This window comes from Kitasatospora sp. NPDC017646 (genome assembly GCF_044329365.1).
Classification (GTDB): domain Bacteria; phylum Actinomycetota; class Actinomycetes; order Streptomycetales; family Streptomycetaceae; genus Kitasatospora.
Genome location: NZ_JBIRJC010000045.1, coordinates 20,809 through 44,203 on the forward strand (window position 1 = coordinate 20,809; position 23,395 = coordinate 44,203).

Consider the following 23,395-nt stretch of genomic DNA (forward strand, 5'->3'; position numbering starts at 1 on the left):
TCGCTCAGGCGGTCTCGTTCAGGCGGTTTCGTTCAGCTGGGCGGCAAGGCTGCGGGGCCGCATGTCCACCCAGTGCTCGTTGACGTACTCGATACAGGCCGGGCGCTCGGCCGGGCCGAAGCCCACCGCCCAGCCGTCGGGGACGACGGCGAAGTCCGGCCAGAGCGAGTGCTGGCCCTCGTCGTTGACCAGCACCCGGAAGCGGCCGTCGGGGTTGTCGAAGGGGTTGGGCATGATGGATTCCTGTCTTCGATCGGGGAGCTGCCGATCGGCTTGACCTGGTCAGCAACCGATGGGAAGCCGATCCGAAACGCAGGCGGGACAGGATGCTACGGGCGCCCCGGAGCGGAGTCCTGTCGCGATTTCGGGGGACGCCCCTGCTGCGGCCCGCTGTGTTTCGATGGTGGCCACGCAAGGCGCTCAAGGCGCTTGGGAAGAGCGAAACCACTCGGCAGCCGGGACTCATGCAGTGTGCAGCGGTGGGCCCGAGGACCATCTCGACTGACGTCCCCGACCGACGACTTCGACGCCAGTACACCATGGGGGGAATTCCGGCATGCACGTGATGGACCGACAGGCGGGCGCGAGCGCCCCGCCGCCCGCTCTGAGCGGCACCCGAATCACCGGCGTCGGCACCGCGGTGTCACCGACCTCGTACACGCAGCAGGAGCTGCTCGACGAGTTCGCGATCATCGACGAACGAGTCCGGTCGCTCTTCCTCAACAGCGCCATCGAACGGCGCTCACTGGTGCTCCCGCCCAAGGCCGCCGACGGCTCCCGCCAGATCGAGACCCAGGGCGAACTGCTGCGCAAGCACACCGAGACCGGTCTGGCGATGGCCCGGGAGGCGATCGCCGCCTGCCTCGCCGACGCGGGCGCGACCCTGGCCGACGTCGGCTACCTGTGCTGCGTCACCACCACCGGGCTCCTCACGCCGGGATTCTCGGCCCTGCTCATCAAGGACCTCGGCATCGACTGCCACAGCTCGCGCCTCGACGTCGTGGGCATGGGGTGCAACGCCGGCCTGAACGCCCTGACGGCGGTGGCTTCCTGGGCCAACTCCCACCCCGGCCGGCTGGCCCTGATGGTCTGCATCGAGGCGTGCTCGGCCGCCTACGTGATGGACGGCTCGATGCGCACCTCCGTGGTCAACTCCCTCTTCGGGGACGGCTGCGCGGCCATCACCGTGCAAGCCCGCGACTCCGGCGGGGACACCGGACCGGAGCTGCTGCGCTTCTCCAGCCGCATCATGCCCGAGGCCGTCGGCGCCATGCGCTACGACTGGGACGACGACCAAGGGAAGTTCAGCTTCTACCTGGACCAGGACGTGCCGTACGTGGTCGGCGCGAACGCCGAGGCCGCGCTCGACAGGCTGCTGGCGGGCACCGGGCTGAAGCGCGGCGACATCACGCACTGGCTCCTGCACTCGGGCGGCAAGAAGGTCATCGACTCCGTCCGGGTGAACCTCGGGCTGAGCCGGCACGACGTCCGCCACACCACCGGCGTGCTGCGGGACCACGGCAACGTGTCCAGCGGCTCCTTCCTCTTCTCGTACGAGCGGCTGCGCGCGGAGCAGTGCGTGCGGCCCGGCGAGTACGGCGTCCTCATGACCATGGGCCCCGGGTCGACCATCGAAATGGCCCTGGTCCGCTGGTAACGAAGGGAACTTCTCATCATGACTACAAGTGCACAGCTGGAAACGATGGTTGACGACCTCACGAGCACCGTCGACATCGACTGCGCGCTGCCGCTGCACGAGCTCACCGCCCGGGTCGGCGAGGCCTGCGACCAGGCCGAGGCCCGCACGGACGGAGCCGTCGTGGTGCTGCGCCTGCACGGCGCGTCCACCGACGGGCGCGAGTGGCCGGGCGACGTCACCGTCCGCCTGGTCAACCGCTGGGAGCGCGCGCTGCGCCGACTGGAGCGGCTCGACACGGTGGTCATCGCCGCGGCGAGCGGCCCCTGCCAAGGCCCAGCCCTGGACCTGCTGCTCACGGCCGACTACCGGATCGGCGCCGCCGACCTGCAGCTCGTGCTGCCGGTCAACGACGGCCACTTCTGGCCGGGGATGTCCGTCTACCGGCTGGTCCAGCACCTCGGCATGGCCCGGGCCCGGCAGATCGTCCTGTGGGGGACGGACATCTCCGCCCCCAAGGCGGCCGAGCTCGGCCTGATCGACGCCGTGACCGACCACCTCGAGGGCCTGCTGCCCGCCGAGGTCGTGCTGGCCGGACGGGTCTCCGACAAGGAGACGGCGATTCGGCGCCGGCTGCTGCTGGAGGCCGGGACGGTCGACTTCGACGAGGCGCTCGGCACCCATCTCGCGGCCTGTGACCGGGAGTTGCGACGGCTGCAGGAGAACGCCCGGAGCGCCGGCGAGTCGGAGACCACCGGCGCATGAGCACACAAGCGGCCTCGGCCGTCGACAGGGCGGCACCGGACAGCCGACTGGACCGGGCCGCGGCCGAGCTGAGCTCGGCCGTCGCCGCCATCGAAGCCCGGCTGGCCCGGCTGCCGCGCAAGCCGGACCGCGACCCGGCCCAGCGCGCCGCGGCCGACGAACTGCACACCCAGGCGCGCTCCTTGCGGCGGGCCTTCGTGGAGCGGCACGCGGACGCCGTCTACGACCACCTCACCGCCGGCCGGTCGCGCCATCTCCGGCTGGCGGAGCTGCTGTACGCGGCGGCCGACGAGTTCCCCGGGCTGGTGCCCGACCGCGCCGCCATGGCGGCGGAGGCGGAGCTCCTCCAGGCGGACCGCGAGGGCCGGGAGATCGACCAAGGCATCCTGTGCGGTGCCCTGCTGCGCTCCCGGCAGGCGGGCACCCACCTGATCGACGCGATGCTGCGCCCGACCGACGAGGCGTACCGGCTGCTGGACGGGTACCGCGAGACCGGGCACGTTCGGCTGGCCTCGGTGGACCTCGCGCGGCGGGACGGGGTGGCCCGGCTGACCTTCCGCAACGGTGACGTGCTGAATGCCGAGAACAACCAGCTGATCGAGGACCTCGAGACCGCCGTCGACCTGGTGCTGCTCGACGACCGCAGCCGGGTCGGCGTGCTGCGCGGCGGCCAGGTGGACCACCCGCGCTACGCGGGCCGCCGGGTGTTCAGCGCCGGAATCAACCTGAAGGACCTGCGCAACGGGCGGATCTCCTTCGCCGGCTTCCTGATGACCCGCGAGCTCGGGTACGTCCACAAGCTGCTGCGGGGCGCGCTCGTCCGGCCGGAGGCCGCGGCCTGGTCGGACCGCACCGTCCAGAAGGCGTGGATCGGCGCGGTCGACACCTTCGCGATCGGCGGCGGCATGCAGCTGCTGCTCGTGCTCGACCACGTGATCGCCGAGGCCAGCTCGTACGTCAGCCTGCCCGCCGCGGAGGAGGGGATCGTCCCGGGCCTCGGCAATCTGCGCCTCACCCGCGCGGTCGGCGCCCGGGTCGCCCGGCAGGTCATCCTCGGCGGCCGCCGGATCGCCGCCGACGACCCCGCGGCCGCCGCGCTCTTCGACGAGGTCGTTCCCGCGCAGGACATGGACGCCGCCGTCGACCGGGCCGCGGTCGCCCTCACGGCGCCCGCCGTCGCCGCCAACAAGCGGATGCTGGCGCTGGCCGAGGAGCCGCTGGACCTCTACCGGGAATACCTGGCCGAGTTCGCGGTGGCCCAGTCCGTCCGCGCCTACAGCGCGGACGTGCTGGCCAAGGTGGAGCGCCGCTGGCAGGCCGCACAGGCTCGGAGGGCCGCCTCGTGACCGTCACGACCCTCACCGGCCTGCACGGCTCCATCGGTGATCCGCTGCTGGAGTCGATCGGCTTCCTGAACGAGGTGGCGGGCCGGTACCCGGACGCCATCTCGTTCGCCGCCGGGGCCCCGCACCCGCAGTTCTTCCGCGACCTGGACCCGCTCCGCGCCGTCGAACGGTTCCGCACCCACCTGCAGGAGGACCTCGGCCTGTCCCGCGAGGTGGCGGACCGCCGCCTGTACGAGTACGGCCCCAGCCGCGGCATCATCAACGACGTCATCGCCCAGCTGCTGGACCGCGACCACGGCATCACCGTGCCGCCGCGGGCGCTGGTCGTCACCGTCGGCGCCCAGGAAGCGATGTTCCTGACGCTGCGGGCGCTCAGCAGCTCCCCGAACGACGTACTGGCGGTGGCCAACCCGTCCTTCGTCGGCATCCTCGGCGCCGCCCGCCTGCTGGACATGCCGGTGGTCGGCATCGACGAGACCGACGAGGGACCGGATCTGTCAGCCCTCGAGGAGGCGTGCCTGGAGGCCCGGCGCCACGGCCGGCGAATCCGGGCCTGCTACGTCGCCCCCGACTTCGCGAATCCGGGCGGCGGCCGGATGAGCACGGCCGCCCGGCACCGGCTCCTCGAACTCGCCCACTGCCACGACTTCCTGGTCATCGAGGACAACACCTACGGCTTCACCGTCGCGGCCGGCGTCGAGCGTCCCGCGCTCAAGGCGCTGGACCGGCAGCGCCGGGTCGTCCACATCGGCACGTTCGCCAAGACCTGCTTCCCGGGCGCCAGGATCGGCTTCGTCGTCGCCGACCAGCCGGTCGCCTCCGGCGGTCCCGGCGCGGGCCGGCTGCTGGCGGACGAGCTCGCTGGCCTGAAGAGCATGGTCACGGTCAACACTTCGCCGCTCACCCAAGCGGTGATCGCCGGCATGCTGCTCGAGTACGGCGGTTCGCTCGCCGAACCGGCGCGCCGTCAGGCCTCCCTTTATCAGCGGAACCTGACCCGGCTGATGGCTGCGCTCGACCGGGAGGTGGGCCGGGACGCCCTGCCCGGCATCCGGTGGAACCGGCCGGACGGCGGCTTCTTCGTCCGCGTCCACCTCCCCGTGCCGGCGACCGCCGAACTGCTGCACCGGTCCGCCTCCGACTACGGGGTGCTCTGGACACCGATGGCGCAGTTCTACCCGAACGGTGGCGGCGACCGGCAGCTCCGGCTGTCGTGCAGCTACCTGGAACCGGCCCGGATCGACGAGGGCGCGACGCGCCTCGCCGCATTCCTGCGAGAAGGAGTGTGACATGCAGACCCCCTTCGCGCCGCATTCCGAAGGAGCCTCCGACACCGTGGGAACGGCACAGCGGGTCCGCTACGAGAGACGGGGACGCGTCGCCTATGTGACGCTCGACCGGCCGGAAGTCCTGAACGCGATGGACTCGCGAATGCATTCCGAACTCGCTGAAATCTGGGACGACTTCGAATCCGACGACGACATCTGGGTGGGAGTGCTGACCGGAGCCGGCGATCGTGCCTTCTCGGTCGGTCAGGACCTCAAGGAACTCGTCCGGCGGATCGAGGACGGGACGGCCGTCTCCACCTTCGGCAGCCGCGGCCGGCCCGGCTGGCCGCGGCTGACCGAGCGGTTCTCCCTGTCGAAGCCGCTCATCGCCAGGGTGAACGGCTACGCCCTGGGCGGCGGCTTCGAACTGGCCCTGGCCTGCGACATCGTCCTCGCCGCGGAGCATGCCGAGTTCGCGCTGACCGAAGCGCGGCTGGGCCTGATGGCGGGTGCGGGCGGGGTCTTCAGGCTGACTCGGCAGGCGCCGTTCCGAGTGGCCATGGGCCACTTGATGACAGGCCGCAGGATGACGGCGTCCCGCGCCGCCGAACTCGGGCTGGTGAACGAGGTGGTCCCGCTGGACATGCTGGACGAGTGCCTGGACGGCTGGCTCGAGGACATCCTGCGCTGCGCCCCGCTCTCCCTGCGCGCCATCAAGGAGGCGGCGGCCGTCTCGGCCACCATGCCGCTGCCGCAGGCATTCGACACCCGGTACGTCTGGGAGGAGCGGCGCATGCGCAGTCGCGACTCGGAGGAAGGCCCGCGCGCGTTCGTCGAGAAGCGGCCACCGCAGTGGACAGGGGCCTGAGCGCATCCGCATCGTGTGCCGCGAACTGGGGACAGGCCAGAGGAAGTTGTGTGCACTGACGCTGTTGTGCGGCCCCTCGCCGGCGTGATTCAGTAATTCAGGAAGTCAATCGGAGTGCATGCGATCGCAGCTCCGTCGAGAAATCCCGGCCCAGTCCTTCCGATTGGAGCCGCCCCCCTCCATGTCCAGCGATGGCTCGTGCTGTCGGCAGAACGCTGAATTGCGAGTAAAAATGGAAGAATTGGCGATCCGTCCGATATCGGAGCGAGTCGAGGTCGAAGCTCCGGCACCCAGTGGCGGGCCGGCCGATCACGGGGACATCGCACCGCTCCACCTGCTCAAGGCGGAGCACCTGCCGACGTCCGCGAGTGCCATCCGGAGCGCGATGAGCCGGCCCACGGCCGACGCCCTGCGCTCCGTCCTGGACATCGCCCCGCACGGCAGCGCGAGGCAGGTACTGGCCGCCGTCGACGCCGCGCTGAACTGCCTGCCCGCGCCCGGCGGGCAGGCCCGGTACTCCGAGGCGGAGTGGCGGGCGCTGCCCGAGGACCTGTACGAGGAGCACGACCTGTTCTTCGGTGCGGTCCGGGTCACCGGGAACCCGGTGGAGATCCTCACCCGCACGATGCTGGAGTCCCTGCGCAGTCAGCTCAATGACACGGTGTCCGCCGGGCTCGGCCTCGGCGCCGACGCCTGGGAGCAGCTGCTCGCCGCCTACTGGGCCGCCTTCGGAGTGCTGTGGCGGGTCGGCGTGGCCGGTACCGCTTTCGAGTCCACGGCCCGTTTCCATCAGGTCAGCCAGGTGCGGATCGACGGGGTGAGCGTCGACCCCATGGTCCGCTGGCGGTTGGGGCACCAGACGTTCTTCGCACTCATCCAGGCGCTGATCGCCACCGTCGGCTGCCTGGAGGAGGCCCTGGCGGCGGGCGGCGAGGCGGAGGAAGCGGTGGCCGGCCTGCTGCTGGAGGACGCGACCCGCCTGATGGCCGGCTCCGGTGCCGCGATGCGGTACGCCGGTGACTTCACGCGTACCCAGTACGCGGAGGTGGTGCGGCCCGCCATGATGCCGCCGCACATCAACCCCAAGTTCAGCGGACTCCAGCTCCGCGACCACCGGATCCTGCTCAAGCAGCTCAACCGGGTCAAGCGGCTGGTCGAGTCGGCCGGCCCGGCCGTGCACGAGTCGTACCAGCAGCTGCTCGACGCCATGTCGGGCGCCTACGATGCGCACATCACGGTTTGTGCGAGGTTCGGCGGCGACCAGGAGCCCAGCCTCCGGATGCCGGGATCCGACAGCCGGGCGGTCCAGGTGCTGGAGCGGTTCCGGGAGCGGCGCACCGCTTCGATCACGCCGGAACGCGCGGCGGAGCAAGCCAGATGATCCTCGATCAGGTCCATGACGTCGGCAGCGGGCAGGTGTTCCTGCGGCTGCCCGGCTATCTGGAGCACGCCGACACCGTCCTCAAGCTCGAAGGTCTGAATCCGGCCGGCTCCATCAAGCTCAAGACGGCCCGGGAGATGGTGTCCACTGCGCTGGCCGCCGGTGAACTCCGGTCCGGGGGGCACCTGATCGAGTCGACATCCGGCAACCTGGGCGTGGCACTGGCGACGATCTGCGCCGCCGAAGGCATCCGGCTGACCGTCGTCACCGATCCGAACGCCAACAGCCGAAGCGTCCAGTGCATCCGGGCGCTCGGCGCCGACGTGGTGATCGTGACCGAACGCGACGCCAACGGCGGGTTCCTGCAGACGCGGATCGATGACATCAAGCGCCGGCTGCTCGCCGACCCCGAGCTGGTCTGGCTCAACCAGTACTCGAACGCGGCCAACGCGCAGGCCCACCGGCGGACCACCGCGCGGGAGATCACCGATGAGTTCGGCGCCCCCGATTGGCTGTTCGTCGGCGTCGGCTCCTCCGGAACGCTGATGGGTTGCCTGGACCACTTCCGGACGATCGGGGCCGCCACTCGGATCGTCGCCGTGGACGCCGCCGGTTCGGTGACCTTCGGAGGGCCGGCGGGACCGCGCACGATCCCGGGGCTCGGCGCCAGCCGGCGGCCGGAGATCTTCCGCGACGCCGGCGACTTCGAGAAGTGCGTGGTCGCCGAGGCGGACACGGTCCGGGTCTGCCGCGAGGTTGCCCGCCGCTACGGCCTGCTGCTCGGCGGCTCGACCGGCACCGCACTCGCGGCCCTGACCGCCATGCGGCATCGCATCGCACCGCGCAGCCGCGTCGTGGTCGTCTCGCCCGACCTCGGCGAGCGCTACCTGGACACGATCTACGACGACGACTGGGTCGCCCTGCACTTCGGCCCGGAACTGCTCCGGGCTGCCGGGATCGCTGCGGCGGAGTTCGGCGGCTCCGCACCCGAACAACTGTTCACCACCGGCTCGTGACCGGCCCAAGGAGGCCCGCTCTCATGCACCAACTCGAAATCATCGGAAGCGAAGCCGTGGCTGCGGCGCTCGACGGCCGGGAGACCGCGGTACTCGAGTGCGTGCGGGACACCTACCTGTTGCACGAGCGCGGGCGGACGGTCAATCCGGACAGCCACTTCCTCCGCTTCCCCGAGAAGCCGGACTCGCGGATCATCGCGCTGCCCGCCTTCGTCAACGACGACCGGCCCACCGCCGGCATCAAGTGGATCTCCAGCTTTCCCGCCAACGTCGCCCGGGGCAAGCAGCGCGCGTCGGCGATCCTGGTGCTCAACGATTACGAGACGGGCCATCCCGTCGCCGTGCTGGAGAGCGCCGCGATCAGCGCGGCCCGCACCGCGGCCTCGGCGGCGCTCGCCGCGCGGGTCCTGGCCAAGCAGGCACCGGAGACCGTGGGCGTCATCGGGGCCGGTTACATCGCGCGCACCGTCTGCGCCTACCTCGCGGCGAGCGGCACCCCGCTCGACCGAGTGGTCTGCCATGACCAGGACCCGGCCTCCGCGGCCGCGCTGGCCGCCCATCTGAACGGCCGCTCCCCCGGTACCGCCACGACGGGCGCGCTGCAGGACGCGCTGGACGCCGACCTCGTGGTGTTCGCCACGACTGCCCTGGCCCCGTACGTGCCGGTAGCGCACCGCTTCCGGCCGGACCAACTGGCGCTGCACCTGTCGCTGCGCGACCTCGCCCCCGAGACCCTGCTGGCCTCCCACAACATCGTCGACGACGTGGAGCACTGCCTCAAGGCGCAGACGTCACCGCACCTGGCGGAGGGCCTGGTCGGTCACCGCGACTTCGTCAACGGGACCCTCGCCCAGGTCGTCCTCGGGGACGTCGCCCTCGACGCGAACCGGCCCACCGTCTTCTCCCCGTTCGGCCTCGGTGTCCTCGACATCGCCGTCGGCCGACTGGTCCTCGACGAAGCACGCAGCACCGGACGCTCGGTGAGTGCCGAGGGCTTCTTCGGCGATCCGGTCCGGTGGTGAGCGTGAGCGCGGTGGACGACGCCATCGAGACGCGCACCCCCTCGGGGGACCCGGCCTTCACCTACGCCTACCGGCCGGGTCTGCTGCCCGAGCCGCACGGGCGCCTGGACATGTGGCGGTACCGCCGGCTCCTGCCCGGCTGTCCGGAGCAGCCGCGGTTCCCGCTGCCCGTCGGCGGTACCCCTCTGCACCCCTGGCCGGCCGCGGCGGCCGGGGAGCCGCGGTTGTGGATCAAGGACGAGACGACCGGACCGAGCGCCTCCAACAAGGATCGCGCCACCGCACTCGTCATCGACGCGGGTCTGCGCCGCGGCGCAGCCGTGGTCACCACGTCCTCGACCGGGAACGCGGCCATCGCGACCGCGGTCGGCGCGGCCGCGGCCGGCATCGACGCGGTGATCTTCGTGTCGACCGAGTGCCTGCCTGGCAAGGTGCAGCAGATGGTCGCGAGCGGAGCGCACGTCTTCCGGGTGCGCGAGGGCTACCGGGCCGCGTTCGAGCTGTCCCGCGCGGCGGCCGAGCGGTTCGGCTGGATCGACCGGAACACCGGCGCCAACCCGCTCACCATCGAGGCGAAGAAGACCGTCGCCTTCGAGGTGTGGGAGCAACTCGGCAGGCGGGTGCCCGATGCGGTGGCCGTACCGGTGGGTGACGGGCCCACACTCGTCGGCCTGGCCAAGGGCTTTCGCGAGCTCCTGGCCTGCGGCGCCACCGACCGGCTGCCGCGCATCATCGCCGTGCAGGCAGACGTCTGCGCGCCGCTCGCCGCCCGGTGGCGCGGCGAGGCGGCGGGCGCGCTGGACCCGGCCGCCACGGCGGCCGACGGGATCGCCGTCCCGATCCCCTCCATCGGCGACTGGGCGCTGGACGAGGTGCGCATCGCCGACGGCTGCTTCGTCACCGTGACCGAGGAGGAGATCGCGGACGCCGTGCGCGAGTTGCGGGACACGGCCGGGATCCCCAGCGAGCCGGCCGGAGCCGCATCCCTCGCCGGACTCCGGCGCGCACTCGCCGAAGGAACCGTCCCGCCGGATGCGGAGTGCGTCGCCCTGGTCACCGGCGCCGACCTGCCTCCGACCACACAGAGCCGTCCGCGCCGCCCTGGCTCGGTGCACACCATCTCCGCCGCCGACCTCGACGGCCTGGCCGACACCCTCGCCGAGCTGGACCTGCCTCGGACGGCGCCCCTCGACGTGGCAGTGGCGTAGCAAGGATCCCGACGGCGTTGTCACGTTACCGGGGGTGTGGGTGGTTGATGGTGTCTCAGGGTGTGGTTGTGCCTGGTGCGGCCTCGACCGCTACGAGTGACCCGGCCGGCTCGGCTCGGTGCGCTGTTGGCCCAGCCGCGTTGCACGGTGGGCCGGTTCGAGGTAGGTCCAGCCCGTGGGCCCGGAAGCCACGGCTACGGCTTCCGGGCCCACGGTGGCCGGCTTGACGAGGGGAATTTTCGTATCAGGCGGCCAGTTGCCGCTTTCCGAGGGTCTGCTGCGTGGCCCCCTCCTCGGTCAGCCGGCCCAGCAGCGCGGCTCGCGTGAGCTCGGCCTTGTTGCCGACACCCAGCTTGGTACGGACGCGCTTGACGTAGGTGTCGACGGTGTGGGAGCTGATGCCGAGCCGCGTCGCGATCTGACCATGGGTGAGGCCCAGGGCGATCTGGCTCAGCACCTGCTGTTCCCTTTCGGAGAGATCGCAGGAAGAGCGCCGCTCGGCCTCCCCGGTGGTCGTCGGCGCAGTAGCGGTGGGGCGCGAGGTCGGGTTGGAGGCATTGGCCACCGTGTGGACCGCGTTGACGATCCGTTCGCCGGACTCCTGCCTGTTCACCACTCCTGCCGCGCCGGCACCGAGGAAGCGGGCGCCTTCGGCCGCCGTCCCATTGTCCAGCACTAGGACGGAAGTCAGTTTGGCCATGTCGGTGATGCGGGCGAGACATTCCTCCGGACTCAGCGCATCGACGTCGACAAGTACGGCGTCAGCGAATTGCCATGATTCGTCATCGCGTGACGCCTTTGCAGAAATGATCCGTATTCCGGCGTCATTGAGCGTCTTGATCAGTCCGACCTCGTACATCGGCGACTTGATAAGAATGCCGGCGCGAATCATTTCATTCCCCCAAATGTGCCAATTTTCCAAGACGGATTTAATTCTCGGAAGTCGGCTGGTTTGCACTTGCTTTTCCGTTGCTTTTGTGATTGCATTGCCGAGTCGAATTCGGTGGCGGCAGGAGTGGCTGCGTGCCTGGTCATCAGCTCTGCAGTCGATGCTAACCCGGCTGGCGGTCCGCTTGGACATTCACGTGTGTCCCGGCTTCAGGGGACTTGGCATGCGCAGAGCGGGGAGTGGCTGACCATCAGCGGCGTCGCCCCGGCTAAAGTCTCTTGTGCGCCTCAGTTCGCCCGCATTGTATCCAATACTCCGATTGTAGATCGTGATCACGTAGCGAGACTGCATATCGGGCAGTTTGTCACGTGATTGGTCGGGTCGGTGGATCACGTCCGAAAGGTCCAATTGCTCCGTGCGGTCCAGGCGCCGGTCGATCTCGATGCCCAGGTCGTTGGCGCTCAGTGGAAACTCCTCGGGTCCTGTGGAGCTATCGCATCATCGCCCAGCACAGCGGCAGGGCCCTCGACGTCGCCGATGCCTCGGCGGACAACAGCTCGCCGGGGTCTCCGGGATCGCGCACGCCGCGGAGAGCGCACTGTCCCGACTGAGCCCGGACATCGACGGTGCCCAGGACGTGGGGCCCTGGCCCGACCGGCTCGCCGCGGTTGCCGCACCGCAGATGACCGGAAGGGTGTGGACGATGCGCGAGGTGTACGGCTCGCGTATCGCCGCAATGGTCGCATGGAATGGCGTGGAAAAATTGCCGGAGTCGACCGCTGGCCACGCCGGGGGGATGAGGCGCTCCGGGGGCCGGTCAGTGCCACCATGGAGGGTGTGGGGCAAGTCACTCTCGAATGCCCCACTGCTCACCCCTCTCACGCGCCTCTCACTGATGGGGCGTCATGAGGCGTCATCAGGCGTCACGCGTGGCGGACGAGGTGGGCCCTGACCTTGCGCGATCTTGGTGGCTAATTACAAGTTCTTTGTGATGACTCCGAGTTGGGATGCTTTGGGGCGGCCTGGGGAGCGGTGTGGGACTTGCTCCTTGGGCCAGGGGTGGCGGCGTGGGCACGGTGCAGTGGATCATGAGCGCTGGTGATCTCTCGGGCCTCGTCTTGGATCGGAGCATGTCGTGTCGGTGCAACCGCAGCCCTGGCCCCAGCCTGATCCGCAGATCGCGGCGGCGATCCGGGCGATGTTGCGCTTGCCGAAAATGTCATCCGGCCTGTTCAGGCTGCATGTTGGTACTCATGGAGGAGGCCGCCGAGTCGGTCGGTTCGGCGTATGTCGAGGTGGGTGATTTGCTCCGGGTTGTCGATCGGCCGGGGAAGCGCGCAGAGGGGGCGGGCGTTCGCGATCCCCTGGTGCGGCCTGTGGGAGTTGTAGAACTTCTCGAACTCCCGTAGGGCGTGGAGTAGATGCCGCTCGTTCCAGATCAGGGTCCGGTCCAGTAGCTCTCGGCGGCAGGTCTGTATCCATCGCTCCATGAGGGAGTTCATGCGGGGGATCCGGACGCCGCTGAGCACGACCTGGATCCCCGCGTCGGCGAGGACGGCGTCGAACAGTTCGGGGAACTTCCCATCCCGGTCCCGGATCATGTAGCGCGCCCGAGAGCCGGCGTCCTCGAGGTCCATGACGAGGTTCTTCGCGGCCTGCGTCGCCCTGGACGTGGTCGGATGTGCGGTGGCGCCGAGGATCCGGATTCGTCGGTTGGTGTGCCCGATGACCGCGAGCACGTACAGGCGGGCTCCGGACAGGGTGACCGTTTCGAAGAAGTCGCAGGCGAGGAGTGCGTCCGCTTGGGAGCGCAGGAAGTTGGACCAAGTGCTGGAGGTCCGCTCGGGTGCCGGGGGTATACCGGCCTCCTTTAGGATTTCCCACACCGTGGACGCGGCTACCTTTACCCCGAGGACGAGCAGCTCGCCGTGCAGCCGCCGGTATCCCCACTCCGGATTCTCTGCGGCCAGGCGCAGTACCAGGGCGCGGATGGAGCGCACGGTGCGCGGTCGGCCTGGGCGCTTCGGCCGGGACCGGACGGCGTGACGGCGGGCGACCAGGTCGCGGTGCCAGCGCAGTACGGTGTCGGGCCGCACCAGCAACCGCATCCGACGCAGCACCTGCGTCGGCAGGCCCTGCAGCAGCGCGGCCAGGAATGCCCGGTCGCTTGCTGCGAAGCGGACCCGCTGTCCGCTCAGCTGCCGCTCCAGAACGCTGATCTGATGGCGAAGAGCCAGGATCTCCACGTCCTTCTCACGGTCGCTCATCGGCAGCAGCCGCAGCAACGCGAACGCGTTCGTCACACCCAGGTACGCCAGTCGTAGCAGCACGGTCGATCATCATGTCGCGGAGCTCGTCGGCTCCGCCAGAGCGCCTATCCGACTGACGAGGGCGGCACTTGTGCACCCTGCCTCCCACCAGGCCGGATGAGGTTCTCGGCAAGGGCAGGGTCGGCCGCGGCCGGCGGCCAGCTGTCGGTGGGACCAGGTGGTGACGTGCCGGTCGCGCAAGCCGGTCAGGGGGAGTGGCCAGAAGGCCGGTATGAGGTCGTGGTGGACGTGGCGGTGGTAGCCGGCATAGGTGGTGGCCTTGAGGATCTCGCGCTTGGAGAGCAGCCACTCCCTCAGGTAGTCGGCGACGGGCAGGGTCTCGTCCGCTGTGACGCCGGTGTGCTCGGCCGTCAGGAAGTTCTGCAGGGCGGCCAGGGCTGCGCTCTGGTCGGGGAAGCCACCGCGGCGGCGGGTCTCGCGCTTGCCGGATGGTGAGGGCAGGCCCACGGCGTAGGACCAACTGCCGTGGTCGGGCAGGGTGTTCAGTTTCTGGCAGCGGGCTCCGTATTGGCGGCCGTTGGTGTCACGGCAGCCGCAGCGCCGGTAGACGCGTCCGCGTGCGGGATCGGCCAGGTTCACGGGAATCGACTCCTTGTGTGATCGGGCTGCGCCCAGCTTCACGGCGGGCTGGCCTGGCGCGGCAGGGGGGCGGATCATGGCGTCAGGGAGGCGAATCCGGCGATCACGTTGGCCTGTGAGCTGCGGCGATCCCCTTGGAAAGCGCACAAGGGGAGGGGAATGTCGATTCGGTGGTGATTATCGGAGGCGTGCAGAGTCGGCTTCGGGGCGGCGAAGAATGAGGGCGATGGGTCGGACGGTGATGGCCTGGAATCCTGTTCACTGCATCCGCGCGCCGGATAGGCGATGCCTGGAGTGGCGACTGAAGTTGTCGAATAGGGCTGCCATGACGTTGGCGCGCTCGTCGTTCCAGCGAGGAGCAACGAGGCAAGGTTGCGTGCGGCCGGAGCACCCTCGCGTCGGCGGGGAGGACATGCCGGTCAGGACGGAGAGCGGGGTGAGGTCGCCGACTTCGCCATCATCGTCAACAGCCTGGGGCACGGGGCGATCGGGTTCCTCACTCCCTGGGGCAAGGCCGCCAGCACGGACCTTCAGTGCGCCACGGGTACCCGGGTCACCAAGATCACGGGCGGGTTCGTCGATCACGACAACCAGGTTGCGCGGGTCACCATCAGCCGCTCCTGACCCTTCGTACCACGAGAGCGGGCGATGGGGATGCTGCCCCCCGCCGGGTGGACCTTGACGCCCTGGACTGCACGTGCGGCCCGGTGCTCCCGAGCAGCTGCTTTTCGACGGCGAGTTCGGGAACCGGGCTGAGAGCGACATCGGCTCAGCCGAGGCAAGCGCGGTAGACGGCCGTGTTCTCCTCGATCTCGCGAGCCAGGTCGAAGCGGGTGTGCAGGGCCTGGCGGGCACGCTCGGCGATGGACCTCCGGTCGGTGGCGAGCATGGTGAGGATCCCGGCGGCCACGGCTCGCCATGAGCCGACGTCCTGGACGAGGACGGCCTCCTTGCCGTCCTCCAGCATCTCGGGAACGGCCCCGACGGCGGTGGCAACCATGTTCCGGCCGCCATGGCCTCCAGCACCGCGTTGGGGCAGCCGTCGTGCAGCGAGGAGAGGACGAAGACGTCCATGCCGCGCAAGTGCCGCAGCGCGTCCTCGCGGGGGACGGGGCCGGTGAAGGTGGTGCGCTCGGCGATGCCGAGGAAGGAAACCAGCTCCGGCAGCGCGGCGTCGTCGTCGTTGATCTCGCCGGCCAGCAGCAGGCGGGCGTCCGGGTGCTGTTCCAGCACCGTGGGGAAGGCCCGGACCAGCAGGTCGACGCCCTTCTTGGAGCGCAGTTTGCCGAGCGTGCCGATGACGGGTGCGCCGGGGGTCCGGACGACGCCCAACCGGTAGTGGTCGGTGGTGATGCTGTTGAGCACCACGGTGGTGCGCGACCCGCAGCCGGTCAGGATGTCGGCCCGGCGGGCCGCCTCGCTGCTCACCGCGATGATCCGGGTGGCGCGGTCCAGCGCCCATTGGAGCCGGGGCAGGGCCTTGCTGCCGAAGACGTCGCCGTAGATGTCGTTGCCCCGGATGCCCACCACCAGCCGCACCCCGCATTCGGCCGCGGCCCACGCCGCCTGGTAGCCGGCCTTACCGACGTAGAAGCCGTGCAGCAAGGCATGGCGATGGCGCCGGGTCAGCTCCACCAAGGCCTGCTGGACGGCCAGTTCACATGCCGCGCCCGCTGGCAGGGCCGCGCTGGGGCGCAGTTCGTAGAAGCGGACCCCGCCGTCCGTCTCGACGGGTTCGGTGGGGACCGGGTCGGCGCCGGGCGGGGCGGGGAGGGCGGGGCACAGGGCGACGACGTCCACGGCGAACCGGCCGTCCCGATCCAGGCCGCGGGCCAGGCGCAGCACGCTGGTGGCGACTCCACCGCCCTGGTGGGCCTGGCCCTGCAGGACGAGGGCGATACGGGGTCGGGGGTCGGTCATCGCTTGCTCCCGGAGGTGGTTGGCAGCTTGTCGACGCCTTCGAGCCAGGCGTGGTGGCGGGCGAGCCCCTCGGCGAGGGGGACCCGGGGACGCCAGTTGAGCACCATGGCGGCGCGATCGGTGTCGGCGAGGGTGACGGTGACGTCGCCGGGCCGGGCCGGGGCGTACTCGACCCGTACCGGGCGTCCGGTGACCTGTTCGACGCAGGCCAGTACCTCGCTGACCGTGGTGCTGTGGCCGCCGCCGACGTTGACGGGGCGTGCCGGTGCGGGGGCGGTGGCGGCGGCCAGGGTTGCGGCGACGGTGTCCGCCACGTAGGTGAAGTCCCGGGCCTGGCTTCCGTCGCCGAACACCTGCAGTACGTCGCCGCGGTGCGCGGCGCGCAGCGCCCTGGAGATCAGCATGTCCGGGCGTTGGCGGGGGCCGTAGACGGTGAAGTAGCGCAGGGCGGCCACGGACGTGGGGGAGCCGGGTCGGGCGGCGTAGGCGAGGCACAGCTGCTCGGCCGCCAGTTTGGTCACCCCGTACGACGAGGCCGGCCGCGGTGGGTGGTCCTCGCGGTGCGGGGGGCGTGCGCCGTCGCCGTACACGCTGGAGGAGGAGGCGACGACCATGAGCCGTACCTCGGCCGTGCATCAGGCTTCGGCGAGCCGCTGGGTGGCGAGGACGTTGTTCCGGGCGTAGTCGGCGAAACGTTCGCCCCAGGAGTCGCGCACGCCAGGGGCGGCCGCCAGGTGGAAAACCGTGTCGATGCCCGTGAGTAGTGGCAGCAGCGCGGTCTCGGCGAGGTCCGCCTCGGCGAAGGCGAAGGCGTCGTGGGCCAGGCAGTGGGTGAGGTTGTTCCAGGCCCGGTGTGCCTGGTGGGGAGAGCGCAGGTCGCCGCTGACCACGGTGGCGTCGGCGGCGAGCAGGGCCTCGGCCAGATGGGAACCGATGAAGCCGGCGACTCCGGTGACCATCACCCGCCTCCCGGCAAGGGAGGCAGCGTCCGGTGTGACCATGGCATCCGGCTCCTGGCCTGACAGTTGCACGAAGGCTCCACCTCTCGTTTGGGACTGCAGAGCTGACGAACCGACGTCTTGCCTGCTGGGCTTCCACGTCCTCCAGGCTCAGCAGCCGGTGATGCGGTCGAGGGCATCGGAGGGTACGGGTACGGCATCGAGCGGCCGAGCAGCATGGCGACCGCCACCAGTCGGTGGACCACCAGGTGCCTCAGTCGACCGTTGCCACCCGGCACGGCCTCCGCCGGGCGGATGTCGGCTGCGAAGGCCAGGCCGAAGGGGAAGGGGCACGTCGCACTCATGCTCCCTCCCTCGTCGCGAGCCGAGCGGTATGGCGATCAGGAACGGGGCCGACCGTTGATCCGACGACGGCTCGTGGACACGGCTGCCGATCCACTCCCGGAACGTCGATACCGAGCGCGGGAATCAGGCCGCCGGGCCGAACCCGACCTGGCTGCGCGAAACCTGCCCAAACCCAACTGGCGGCATGCGCAGTTCACACATTCGGGTTGATGGTCGTCAATCCGCTTGACGCGGTTCGGTGCTACGAAACGGTTCCGCGGGCGACTGGGAACCAAGTGTTCTCGAAGTGGTCGCATCTGGGGGCCGAGGGGTCCCGCAATGGGCATTTCGTGCCTCGAAATTGACTACCAACGGTGACCAAGGTCGAATCGTAGTCATCGATCTTTCGATACCCCATGGCGCAATCCGGCCATTTTTTGGGGCAGTTGGGCAACCGCCTCCGAATCTGCCAAGACGTCAGCCGACTTCGTGGCCTCGCGGCGGAGGCTCGCGCGGCACCTCCCGGACGCCTCCGCAGGCCTGCTCGGGAACCTGCCTGCGACCCCCCTGATCATCTACGCACGGTGACCATCGCCGCGACAGTGCGAGTGGGAGAATCGGCCGACGACCACGAGCGCGCGGATGCCGCAGGGCGCTGGCAGGTGAGTTCCGACACAAGGGGGGCCGGCCCACTGCTGGGCGCTCGACGGCCCGGCGAGATCGGGCCCTTCGGAGCGTACGGAGCGGCGACCAGGCCGACTCGGCGACCGGCCGCCGCTCCGAGCCCGGCGAGCAGGAAGAGGGGACCGCGGATGCCGGGTCATGGCCCGGGGATCCGCGCGTCGCGGATCAGTCGCAGCGATCTGGCCGATCCCGAGGTCAGCGCGCTCGCGATCCCCGTCACTGATGGCCCCGTCGTCACGGGTGCCCTGGTTCTGACGCACCGGCGTCGTGGCCGCTCGGAGCGGCTGAGTCTGGACCGGGCGGCGGCCCGGCTCCTCGCGCACATCCAGGAGGGGCGGACGTGACGTCCGCATCGGTTCACGGATATCCGTGAATGCGGGCGCTCGTGCCGTGTCGGGAACGAGCATCCCGGCATGACTTCGAACACGCTGACCACGGCCGAGCCGACGCCTCCGTCGTCCACCGGCGAGATGGTCTCCCGGCTGCTGCACACCCTCGGCCCCCCGATCCGGCTCGGGGGGCCGAGGACATCACCGTCGTCGGGGCCGATCCCCTGGTGCCCTCGGTGCACCGTCTCGCCGGTGCCATGGCTGCCGCGATCGGGGTCTTCGGGCGGCAGACGGCGGCGGTCGGTGAACAGCGCGGTCACCCGCACCAGAGGGTTCGGGTGCAGGCCGGAGCCGCGATCGACCAGCTCATGGCGACGCATCACACGACGCTGTCGGGGCGCCCGCTCGGTGATCTGCTCGACGATCCGACCCTGCTCGCAACGGGCCGTCCCCATTCCTCTCGCCGAGACCGCCCTGGTCGCCCGCCCGTTGCTGCACCGCGTCGGCCTCCCCGTCCCCGGCGGCCCGCTCAGCTACGCCATCGCCCCTGACCTGACGATCCGCTACGCCCGTCCGGCTGCCTCCTCCGTCGGCTCGGCCGGTTGCCTGGGCGACGACGACACCCTGCTGGTCACCGGCACCCTGCGCCGCGTCCTCCACCTCGCCGCCACTCGGCTGTGGTCCTGGCGCGACGAAGACGGCGACGAAACCTACTGGGCGCGCCACCTGGCCCGGTCCGTCAAAGCCACCGCCCTCTGGCCCGCCCTCACCGCCGAGCCCTGATCCCTCGTCCCATCGCCTCCGCCGCCGACCGGTCCGACCTGGTCGGTGACGGAGCAGCGCGGTATCCGTACGGTTCGACGCCCCGATCCCCAGTAGCCCCCGGAAGATAGGGTTCCGTCCATGGAGTTCCAGGTCCTCGGCCCCGTGTCGGTCAGCGGGAACGACGGGCCGTTGCCGCTCGGGCCCGCCAAGCGGCGCAGCCTGCTCGCGATGCTGTTGCTGCGGGCCAATGTCGCGGTCTCCGTCGACACACTCACCGAGGCGCTATGGGACGACGAACCCCCCCTGCACGCCCGCACCGTGATCCAGGGCCATGTCTCGCGCCTGCGGGCACTGTTGGTGGGCGTCGACGCATCGGCGTATGGCGTCGAGCTGAGCACGCGCGGCGCCGCGTACCACCTGGAACTTCCGGAGACGTTGCTCGACGCCCACCGCTTCGAGGGTCTTGTGGCGCTCGCCCGCCGCGCCACCGACCCCGGTGACAGGGCCGCGCTGCTCACCGAGGCGCTCGCCCTGTGGCAGGGCCCCGCGCTGGCCGGCGCCTACCCGTCGCCGCTGCTTCGCTCCGCCGCGCACACCTTGGACGAGGCGCGGCTCGCCGCGGTCGAGCTGCTCGCCGACACGTACGTCGTGGGCGGTGAACACGAGCGCGCCGTCCAGCTGTTGCGGCCGGAGACCGGGGCCCATCCGCTTCGCGAGCCGCTGGCCGCCCGGCTGGTCGAGGCGCTGCACCACGCGGGGCGTTCCTCGGAGGCCCTGGACGCCTACCACCGCGCCCGCCAGGTCCTCGCCGACGAGCTCGGCGTCGGTCCGGGCGCCGAGCTGACCGCCGCCTTCACCCTAGCCCTCGGCCCCGACAGTGCCCCCGCGGTCCAGGTCGATACGCCCCAACCAGCCCTGGAACCAGTGCAGTTCCGGCCCAACCTGCTGCCCCGTACCCCGCGCGGATTCCACGGCCGCACCGCCGAGAGCGCCGCGCTGACCGCGGCCGTGGCCGGACCTGACGGGCCGGTCGTCGTGGTCACCGGGCCCGCCGGGGTCGGCAAGACCGCACTGGCCGTGCACTGGGCGGCCGGCCGGCGCGCCGACTTCCCCGATGGGACGCTCTACGCCGATCTGCGCGGGTTCAGCGACACCACGGACCCCGAACCGGGCGAGCTGCTGCGGGAGTTCCTCGTCGCTCTCGGCGTTCCACCGCGCCGGATGCCCGAGTCGGCGGACGCCGCCGGTGCCCTGTTCCGCTCGCTCACCGCCGAACTGCGCCTGCTCGTCGTCCTCGACAACGCCCGTACCTCCGCCCAGGTACGCCCGCTGCTGCCCACGGGACCCGGCTGCGTCACCGTCGTCACCAGCCGTGCCCGCCTCGCCGGTCTCGTCGCCTCCGACGCCGCCCGCATCCTCGCCCTCGACGTCCTCGCCACCGACGACAGCGTGGCCCTGCTCACCCGTGTCCTCGGCGAGCGCCGCACCGCCGCCGAGCCCCAAGCGGCCCGCCGTACGGCCGAGTTGTGTGGTGGGCTGCCGCTCGCGCTGCGGGTCGCCGCCGCTCGGCTCGTGGAACTCCCCGCCCTCGGCCTCGCCTCCCTCGCCGACCGGCTCGCCGACGAGCGCCAGCGGCTCGCGCTGCTCGCCGTCGAGGACATCGGCGTCGCCTCCGCGCTGCGGCTCACCACCGCCCACCTCCCCGCCGACGCAGCGCAGCTGTTCACCGCGCTCGGCCATCACCCGGGCACACACGTCGACCGGTTCAGCGCCGCCGCGCTCGCCGGCACGACCCCGCCGGATGCGGCCCGCGCCCTCGACCGCCTGGTCGCCGCGCACCTGCTCACCGAGACCGCCCCCGGCTGCTACGTTCTGCACGATCTGGTCCGGCTCTACGCGCGTGGCCAGAGCCATGACCCGGCCGCCCGCACCGCGGCCCGGCTGCGCCTGTACGACCACTGCGTGGCGACCGCGCTGTCCGCGTCCGAGGCCGCGGAACCTGGTGGGGAGCCCGCCTTCAGACAGCCCGATGACTTTCAACAGCCGCCCGCAGTACGGGACTTCACCAGCCGCGAGGAGGCGCTCGGCTGGTTCGCCGCCGAGCGCGACGACATCGCTCTGATCGCCGCTGCGGCCCGCGCCGAGGACCGGCCCGAGCGGGCCTGGCGGATCGCCGTGACCCAGTGGCCGCTCGTGGTCTGGCGGGTCCTCGCCGACTGGGCGCCCACCCTGGAGGCCGCCCTCGCCGACGCCCGCGCCTGCGCCGACCCCTATGGAGAGGCCCGCGTCCTGACCCTGCTCGGCTGGGTGCTCGCCGAGGAGGGCCGCACCGCCGAGGCCGTCCGGCACCTGTGCGTCGCGCCCGAACTTGCGGCCCGCGCAGGCGACGTACTCGGTGAGGCCACCGCCCTGGTCAACCTCGCCGCGGCTCTCCCCGACGACGAAGCCGGCGCCGCCGAAACGGCCTGCACTCGAGCCCTCGCCCTCGCCACCGAGGCCGACGACGCGCACACCCGGATGCTCGCGCTCCAGCACCTGGCCCGCATCCACCTCGGCGCGGGCCGCCACCGACAGGCTTACGAGGCGGCCGAGGTGGCGCTCGGCCTCGGCCCCGAGCACGAGGCGGTCGCCCGGCGCGTGCTCCTGCGTACCTGGCAGGGTGAGGCGCTGGCCGGGCTCGGTGACACCATGGCCGGGCGGCGCTGCCTCGCACAGGCCGCGCTTGAGGCCGAGCAGACCGGCTACGACGTGGGCGCCGTCACCGCGCTCGACGCCCTGCTGCACATCGCCGACCAGGACGAACTGCCCGAACTGCGGCGCCGGCGCGCGGCGGCACACTCCAGGATCCGGGAGCGTTAGCCGGGCGTTAGCGCCGCCGCCGCGCTCGTTAGTGATCTGCCAGCGCGCCGCAACACCCTGGTTCGTGTAAGGGGAAACGACCTCGTGCAGGATCGCGACCCACGAACGAGAACCGGGGGAACCAGCCATGCGCACCACCACCCGTCCCGCCCTGCTCGCCGTCGGCGCCGTCGCGACGCTCGCCCTGTCCCTGACCGCTTGCAACGACGGCAGCGGCACGCAGGACAGCGCCGTCGGCACCAGCGCATCATCAGCCGCCCCGTCGGGTGCCACCTCGGCCCCGGCCTCGGCGCCGGCCGCGCACTCGGCCTCGGCGCCGGCCGCGGGCTCGGCCTCGGCGCCGGCCGCGGGCTCGGCCTCGGCGCCGTCCGGGGGCAGGACGAGCACGAGCGGTGGTGGCAGCTCGTCCTCCGGCACTGGCGGGGGCGGCGTCATCGCGGCCTGCACGACCAAGAACACCTCGGTGACGTTCCTCCAGTCCTCGGGCCACGCCAGTGACGCGCAGGCCGCCGCCGCCACCCTCAAGATCACCAACAGCTCGGGTGCCCCCTGCACCATCGTCGGCCCGACGACCGTGGTCGCCGACGACGACCAGGGCAAGGCGAGCCCGGTCTCGGGGGACAACTCCAAGGACGGCTCGGACGCGGTCGACGTCCCGGCGGGCGCCGCGGTGGTGGCGGACGTGCTGTACAACGACGTGAACAGCGAGGGCACCAAGTCGGCCCGTTACACCTGCCCGGTGCAGGCGTCCCACGTCAAGGTCGCGCTGCCCAAGGATGTGGGCACCACGGTGAACGTGATGAAGGCGAACGGATCGCCGGGCGGCGTCTTCAGCGTCTGCGGCACCGACTTCAAGGTCGGAGCCTTCGCGGCACGGTAGAGCTTGGCGCGGCCCCGTGCGTTCGCACAATCCTGGACATGACGGCGTGGATCAGGAGCAGGTTCAGGTACTGCCGTCGGCGGTGTGAACGGTTGAGCTGCCCCAGGGCCGGCAGCGGAGTGAAAACGCGATCTTATGCGTGGCGGAATCATGCCCCCAGGTCACGATCGCGATCCGCAGTTCCTCGCGGGTGGCCCACACCAGGCGGTCGAGGACGTTCTTCTGCAGCAGACTGAGGAACGACTCCATAGCCGCGTTGCCGCACGGACAAGCAGGCCACCGCTTGACGGCCCACTGCCCTGTCCCTTGGGTCAGAAATGGCCACAGTCAATGAGAAAGGGACATCCGCAATGCGAGCCTGCACGCC

19 protein-coding genes and 1 pseudogene are annotated in these 23,395 nt (G+C 70.9%); 13 read left to right on the plus strand and 7 right to left on the minus strand.

Annotated features, from left to right (window positions below; genetic code table 11):
• Window positions 1-18 precede the first annotated feature (18 nt).
• On the minus strand, window positions 19-234 hold the full coding sequence (locus ACH4J0_RS36710; RefSeq protein WP_396245518.1) for an MbtH family protein: 216 nt from the start codon (window positions 232-234) through the stop codon (window positions 19-21).
• 331 nt (window positions 235-565) lie between these two features.
• Here ACH4J0_RS36710 and dpgA point away from each other — a divergent pair, with 331 nt between their 5' ends.
• From dpgA to ACH4J0_RS36755, 9 genes are all read left to right on the plus strand, one after another.
• A complete protein-coding gene (gene dpgA, locus ACH4J0_RS36715) occupies window positions 566-1,657 on the plus strand; it encodes a 3,5-dihydroxyphenylacetyl-CoA synthase DpgA (RefSeq protein WP_396245541.1) in 1,092 nt (363 codons plus the stop codon).
• A gap of 18 nt (window positions 1,658-1,675) precedes the next feature.
• Window positions 1,676-2,401, plus strand: a complete 726-nt coding sequence (dpgB, locus tag ACH4J0_RS36720; RefSeq protein WP_396245519.1) for an enoyl-CoA-hydratase DpgB — start codon at window positions 1,676-1,678, stop codon at window positions 2,399-2,401.
• Window positions 2,398-3,747 carry a (3,5-dihydroxyphenyl)acetyl-CoA 1,2-dioxygenase DpgC gene (dpgC, locus tag ACH4J0_RS36725; protein WP_396245520.1) on the plus strand — a complete coding sequence of 450 codons (1,350 nt, stop codon included), beginning with the start codon at window positions 2,398-2,400 and terminating at the stop codon, window positions 3,745-3,747. The genes dpgB and dpgC overlap by 4 nt, the downstream gene beginning before the upstream one ends.
• On the plus strand, window positions 3,744-5,036 hold the full coding sequence (locus tag ACH4J0_RS36730; RefSeq protein ID WP_396245521.1) for a PLP-dependent aminotransferase family protein: 1,293 nt from the start codon (window positions 3,744-3,746) through the stop codon (window positions 5,034-5,036). Before dpgC ends, ACH4J0_RS36730 begins: the two co-directional genes overlap by 4 nt.
• 1 nt (window position 5,037) lies before the next feature.
• Window positions 5,038-5,883: an enoyl-CoA-hydratase DpgD gene (dpgD, locus tag ACH4J0_RS36735; protein WP_396245522.1), complete on the plus strand. Its 846-nt coding sequence runs from the start codon at window positions 5,038-5,040 to the stop codon at window positions 5,881-5,883.
• A gap of 385 nt (window positions 5,884-6,268) precedes the next feature.
• On the plus strand, window positions 6,269-7,264 hold the full coding sequence (locus ACH4J0_RS36740; protein WP_396245523.1) for a hypothetical protein: 996 nt from the start codon (window positions 6,269-6,271) through the stop codon (window positions 7,262-7,264).
• Window positions 7,261-8,280, plus strand: coding sequence for a 2,3-diaminopropionate biosynthesis protein SbnA (gene sbnA, locus ACH4J0_RS36745; RefSeq protein WP_396245524.1), 1,020 nt, complete (start codon window positions 7,261-7,263; stop codon window positions 8,278-8,280). The genes ACH4J0_RS36740 and sbnA overlap by 4 nt, the downstream gene beginning before the upstream one ends.
• A gap of 23 nt (window positions 8,281-8,303) precedes the next feature.
• The gene (sbnB, locus tag ACH4J0_RS36750) at window positions 8,304-9,302 is read left to right on the plus strand and encodes a 2,3-diaminopropionate biosynthesis protein SbnB (protein WP_396245525.1); all 999 of its coding nucleotides are present in this window, start codon (window positions 8,304-8,306) and stop codon (window positions 9,300-9,302) included.
• A 2-nt stretch (window positions 9,303-9,304) separates the two neighbouring features.
• The gene (locus ACH4J0_RS36755; protein WP_396245526.1) at window positions 9,305-10,510 is read left to right on the plus strand and encodes a pyridoxal-phosphate dependent enzyme; all 1,206 of its coding nucleotides are present in this window, start codon (window positions 9,305-9,307) and stop codon (window positions 10,508-10,510) included.
• Window positions 10,511-10,754: 244 nt separating this feature from the next.
• Here ACH4J0_RS36755 and ACH4J0_RS36760 read toward each other — a convergent pair whose 3' ends face one another.
• The 5 genes and pseudogenes from ACH4J0_RS36760 to ACH4J0_RS36780 form a co-directional block, all read right to left on the minus strand.
• Window positions 10,755-11,369: a LuxR C-terminal-related transcriptional regulator gene (locus tag ACH4J0_RS36760; RefSeq protein ID WP_396245527.1), complete on the minus strand. Its 615-nt coding sequence runs from the start codon at window positions 11,367-11,369 to the stop codon at window positions 10,755-10,757.
• 1,262 nt (window positions 11,370-12,631) lie between these two features.
• Complete coding sequence (locus ACH4J0_RS36765; RefSeq protein ID WP_396245528.1) at window positions 12,632-13,729, minus strand: integrase core domain-containing protein; 1,098 nt, start codon at window positions 13,727-13,729, stop codon at window positions 12,632-12,634.
• 9 nt (window positions 13,730-13,738) lie between these two features.
• Window positions 13,739-14,308, minus strand: a complete 570-nt coding sequence (locus ACH4J0_RS36770) for a hypothetical protein (RefSeq protein WP_396245529.1) — start codon at window positions 14,306-14,308, stop codon at window positions 13,739-13,741.
• A 258-nt stretch (window positions 14,309-14,566) separates the two neighbouring features.
• Window positions 14,567-16,228, minus strand: coding sequence for a glycosyltransferase (locus tag ACH4J0_RS36775; RefSeq protein WP_396245530.1), 1,662 nt, complete (start codon window positions 16,226-16,228; stop codon window positions 14,567-14,569).
• A pseudogene (locus ACH4J0_RS36780) lies at window positions 16,225-17,229 on the minus strand (NAD-dependent epimerase/dehydratase family protein). Before ACH4J0_RS36780 ends, ACH4J0_RS36775 begins: the two are co-directional and overlap by 4 nt.
• A gap of 1,094 nt (window positions 17,230-18,323) precedes the next feature.
• Here ACH4J0_RS36780 and ACH4J0_RS36785 point away from each other — a divergent pair.
• The 4 genes from ACH4J0_RS36785 (at window position 18,324) to ACH4J0_RS36800 (ending at window position 23,028) form a co-directional block, all read left to right on the plus strand.
• Window positions 18,324-18,539 carry a hypothetical protein gene (locus tag ACH4J0_RS36785; protein WP_396245531.1) on the plus strand — a complete coding sequence of 72 codons (216 nt, stop codon included), beginning with the start codon at window positions 18,324-18,326 and terminating at the stop codon, window positions 18,537-18,539.
• A 393-nt stretch (window positions 18,540-18,932) separates the two neighbouring features.
• The gene (locus ACH4J0_RS36790; RefSeq protein WP_396245532.1) at window positions 18,933-19,307 is read left to right on the plus strand and encodes a hypothetical protein; all 375 of its coding nucleotides are present in this window, start codon (window positions 18,933-18,935) and stop codon (window positions 19,305-19,307) included.
• A 120-nt stretch (window positions 19,308-19,427) separates the two neighbouring features.
• On the plus strand, window positions 19,428-22,148 hold the full coding sequence (locus ACH4J0_RS36795; RefSeq protein ID WP_396245533.1) for a BTAD domain-containing putative transcriptional regulator: 2,721 nt from the start codon (window positions 19,428-19,430) through the stop codon (window positions 22,146-22,148).
• 127 nt (window positions 22,149-22,275) lie between these two features.
• Window positions 22,276-23,028 carry a DUF4232 domain-containing protein gene (locus tag ACH4J0_RS36800; protein WP_396245534.1) on the plus strand — a complete coding sequence of 251 codons (753 nt, stop codon included), beginning with the start codon at window positions 22,276-22,278 and terminating at the stop codon, window positions 23,026-23,028.
• Between the two features lie 63 nt (window positions 23,029-23,091).
• Here the strand turns inward: ACH4J0_RS36800 and ACH4J0_RS36805 are convergent, their stop codons facing one another.
• Complete coding sequence (locus ACH4J0_RS36805; protein WP_396245535.1) at window positions 23,092-23,277, minus strand: hypothetical protein; 186 nt, start codon at window positions 23,275-23,277, stop codon at window positions 23,092-23,094.
• Window positions 23,278-23,395: the final 118 nt, after the last annotated feature.

What these genes read in the sequence shown, in the direction of transcription:
- dpgA (WP_396245541.1), top strand. Translation starts at nt 566, where the DNA reads ATGGACCGACAGGCGGGCGCGAGCGCCCCGCCGCCCGCTCTGAGCGGC.
- ACH4J0_RS36785 (WP_396245531.1), top strand. Translation starts at nt 18,324, where the DNA reads ATGCCGGGTCATGGCCCGGGGATCCGCGCGTCGCGGATCAGTCGCAGC.
- ACH4J0_RS36805 (WP_396245535.1), bottom strand. Translation starts at nt 23,277, where the DNA reads ATGGAGTCGTTCCTCAGTCTGCTGCAGAAGAACGTCCTCGACCGCCTG.
- sbnB (WP_396245525.1), top strand. Translation starts at nt 8,304, where the DNA reads ATGCACCAACTCGAAATCATCGGAAGCGAAGCCGTGGCTGCGGCGCTC.
- sbnA (WP_396245524.1), top strand. Translation starts at nt 7,261, where the DNA reads ATGATCCTCGATCAGGTCCATGACGTCGGCAGCGGGCAGGTGTTCCTG.
- ACH4J0_RS36760 (WP_396245527.1), bottom strand. Translation starts at nt 11,369, where the DNA reads ATGTACGAGGTCGGACTGATCAAGACGCTCAATGACGCCGGAATACGG.
- dpgB (WP_396245519.1), top strand. Translation starts at nt 1,676, where the DNA reads ATGACTACAAGTGCACAGCTGGAAACGATGGTTGACGACCTCACGAGC.
- dpgD (WP_396245522.1), top strand. Translation starts at nt 5,038, where the DNA reads ATGCAGACCCCCTTCGCGCCGCATTCCGAAGGAGCCTCCGACACCGTG.
- ACH4J0_RS36740 (WP_396245523.1), top strand. Translation starts at nt 6,269, where the DNA reads ATGAGCCGGCCCACGGCCGACGCCCTGCGCTCCGTCCTGGACATCGCC.
- ACH4J0_RS36795 (WP_396245533.1), top strand. Translation starts at nt 19,428, where the DNA reads ATGGAGTTCCAGGTCCTCGGCCCCGTGTCGGTCAGCGGGAACGACGGG.
- ACH4J0_RS36800 (WP_396245534.1), top strand. Translation starts at nt 22,276, where the DNA reads ATGCGCACCACCACCCGTCCCGCCCTGCTCGCCGTCGGCGCCGTCGCG.
- ACH4J0_RS36775 (WP_396245530.1), bottom strand. Translation starts at nt 16,228, where the DNA reads ATGACCGACCCCCGACCCCGTATCGCCCTCGTCCTGCAGGGCCAGGCC.
- dpgC (WP_396245520.1), top strand. Translation starts at nt 2,398, where the DNA reads ATGAGCACACAAGCGGCCTCGGCCGTCGACAGGGCGGCACCGGACAGC.
- ACH4J0_RS36710 (WP_396245518.1), bottom strand. Translation starts at nt 234, where the DNA reads ATGCCCAACCCCTTCGACAACCCCGACGGCCGCTTCCGGGTGCTGGTC.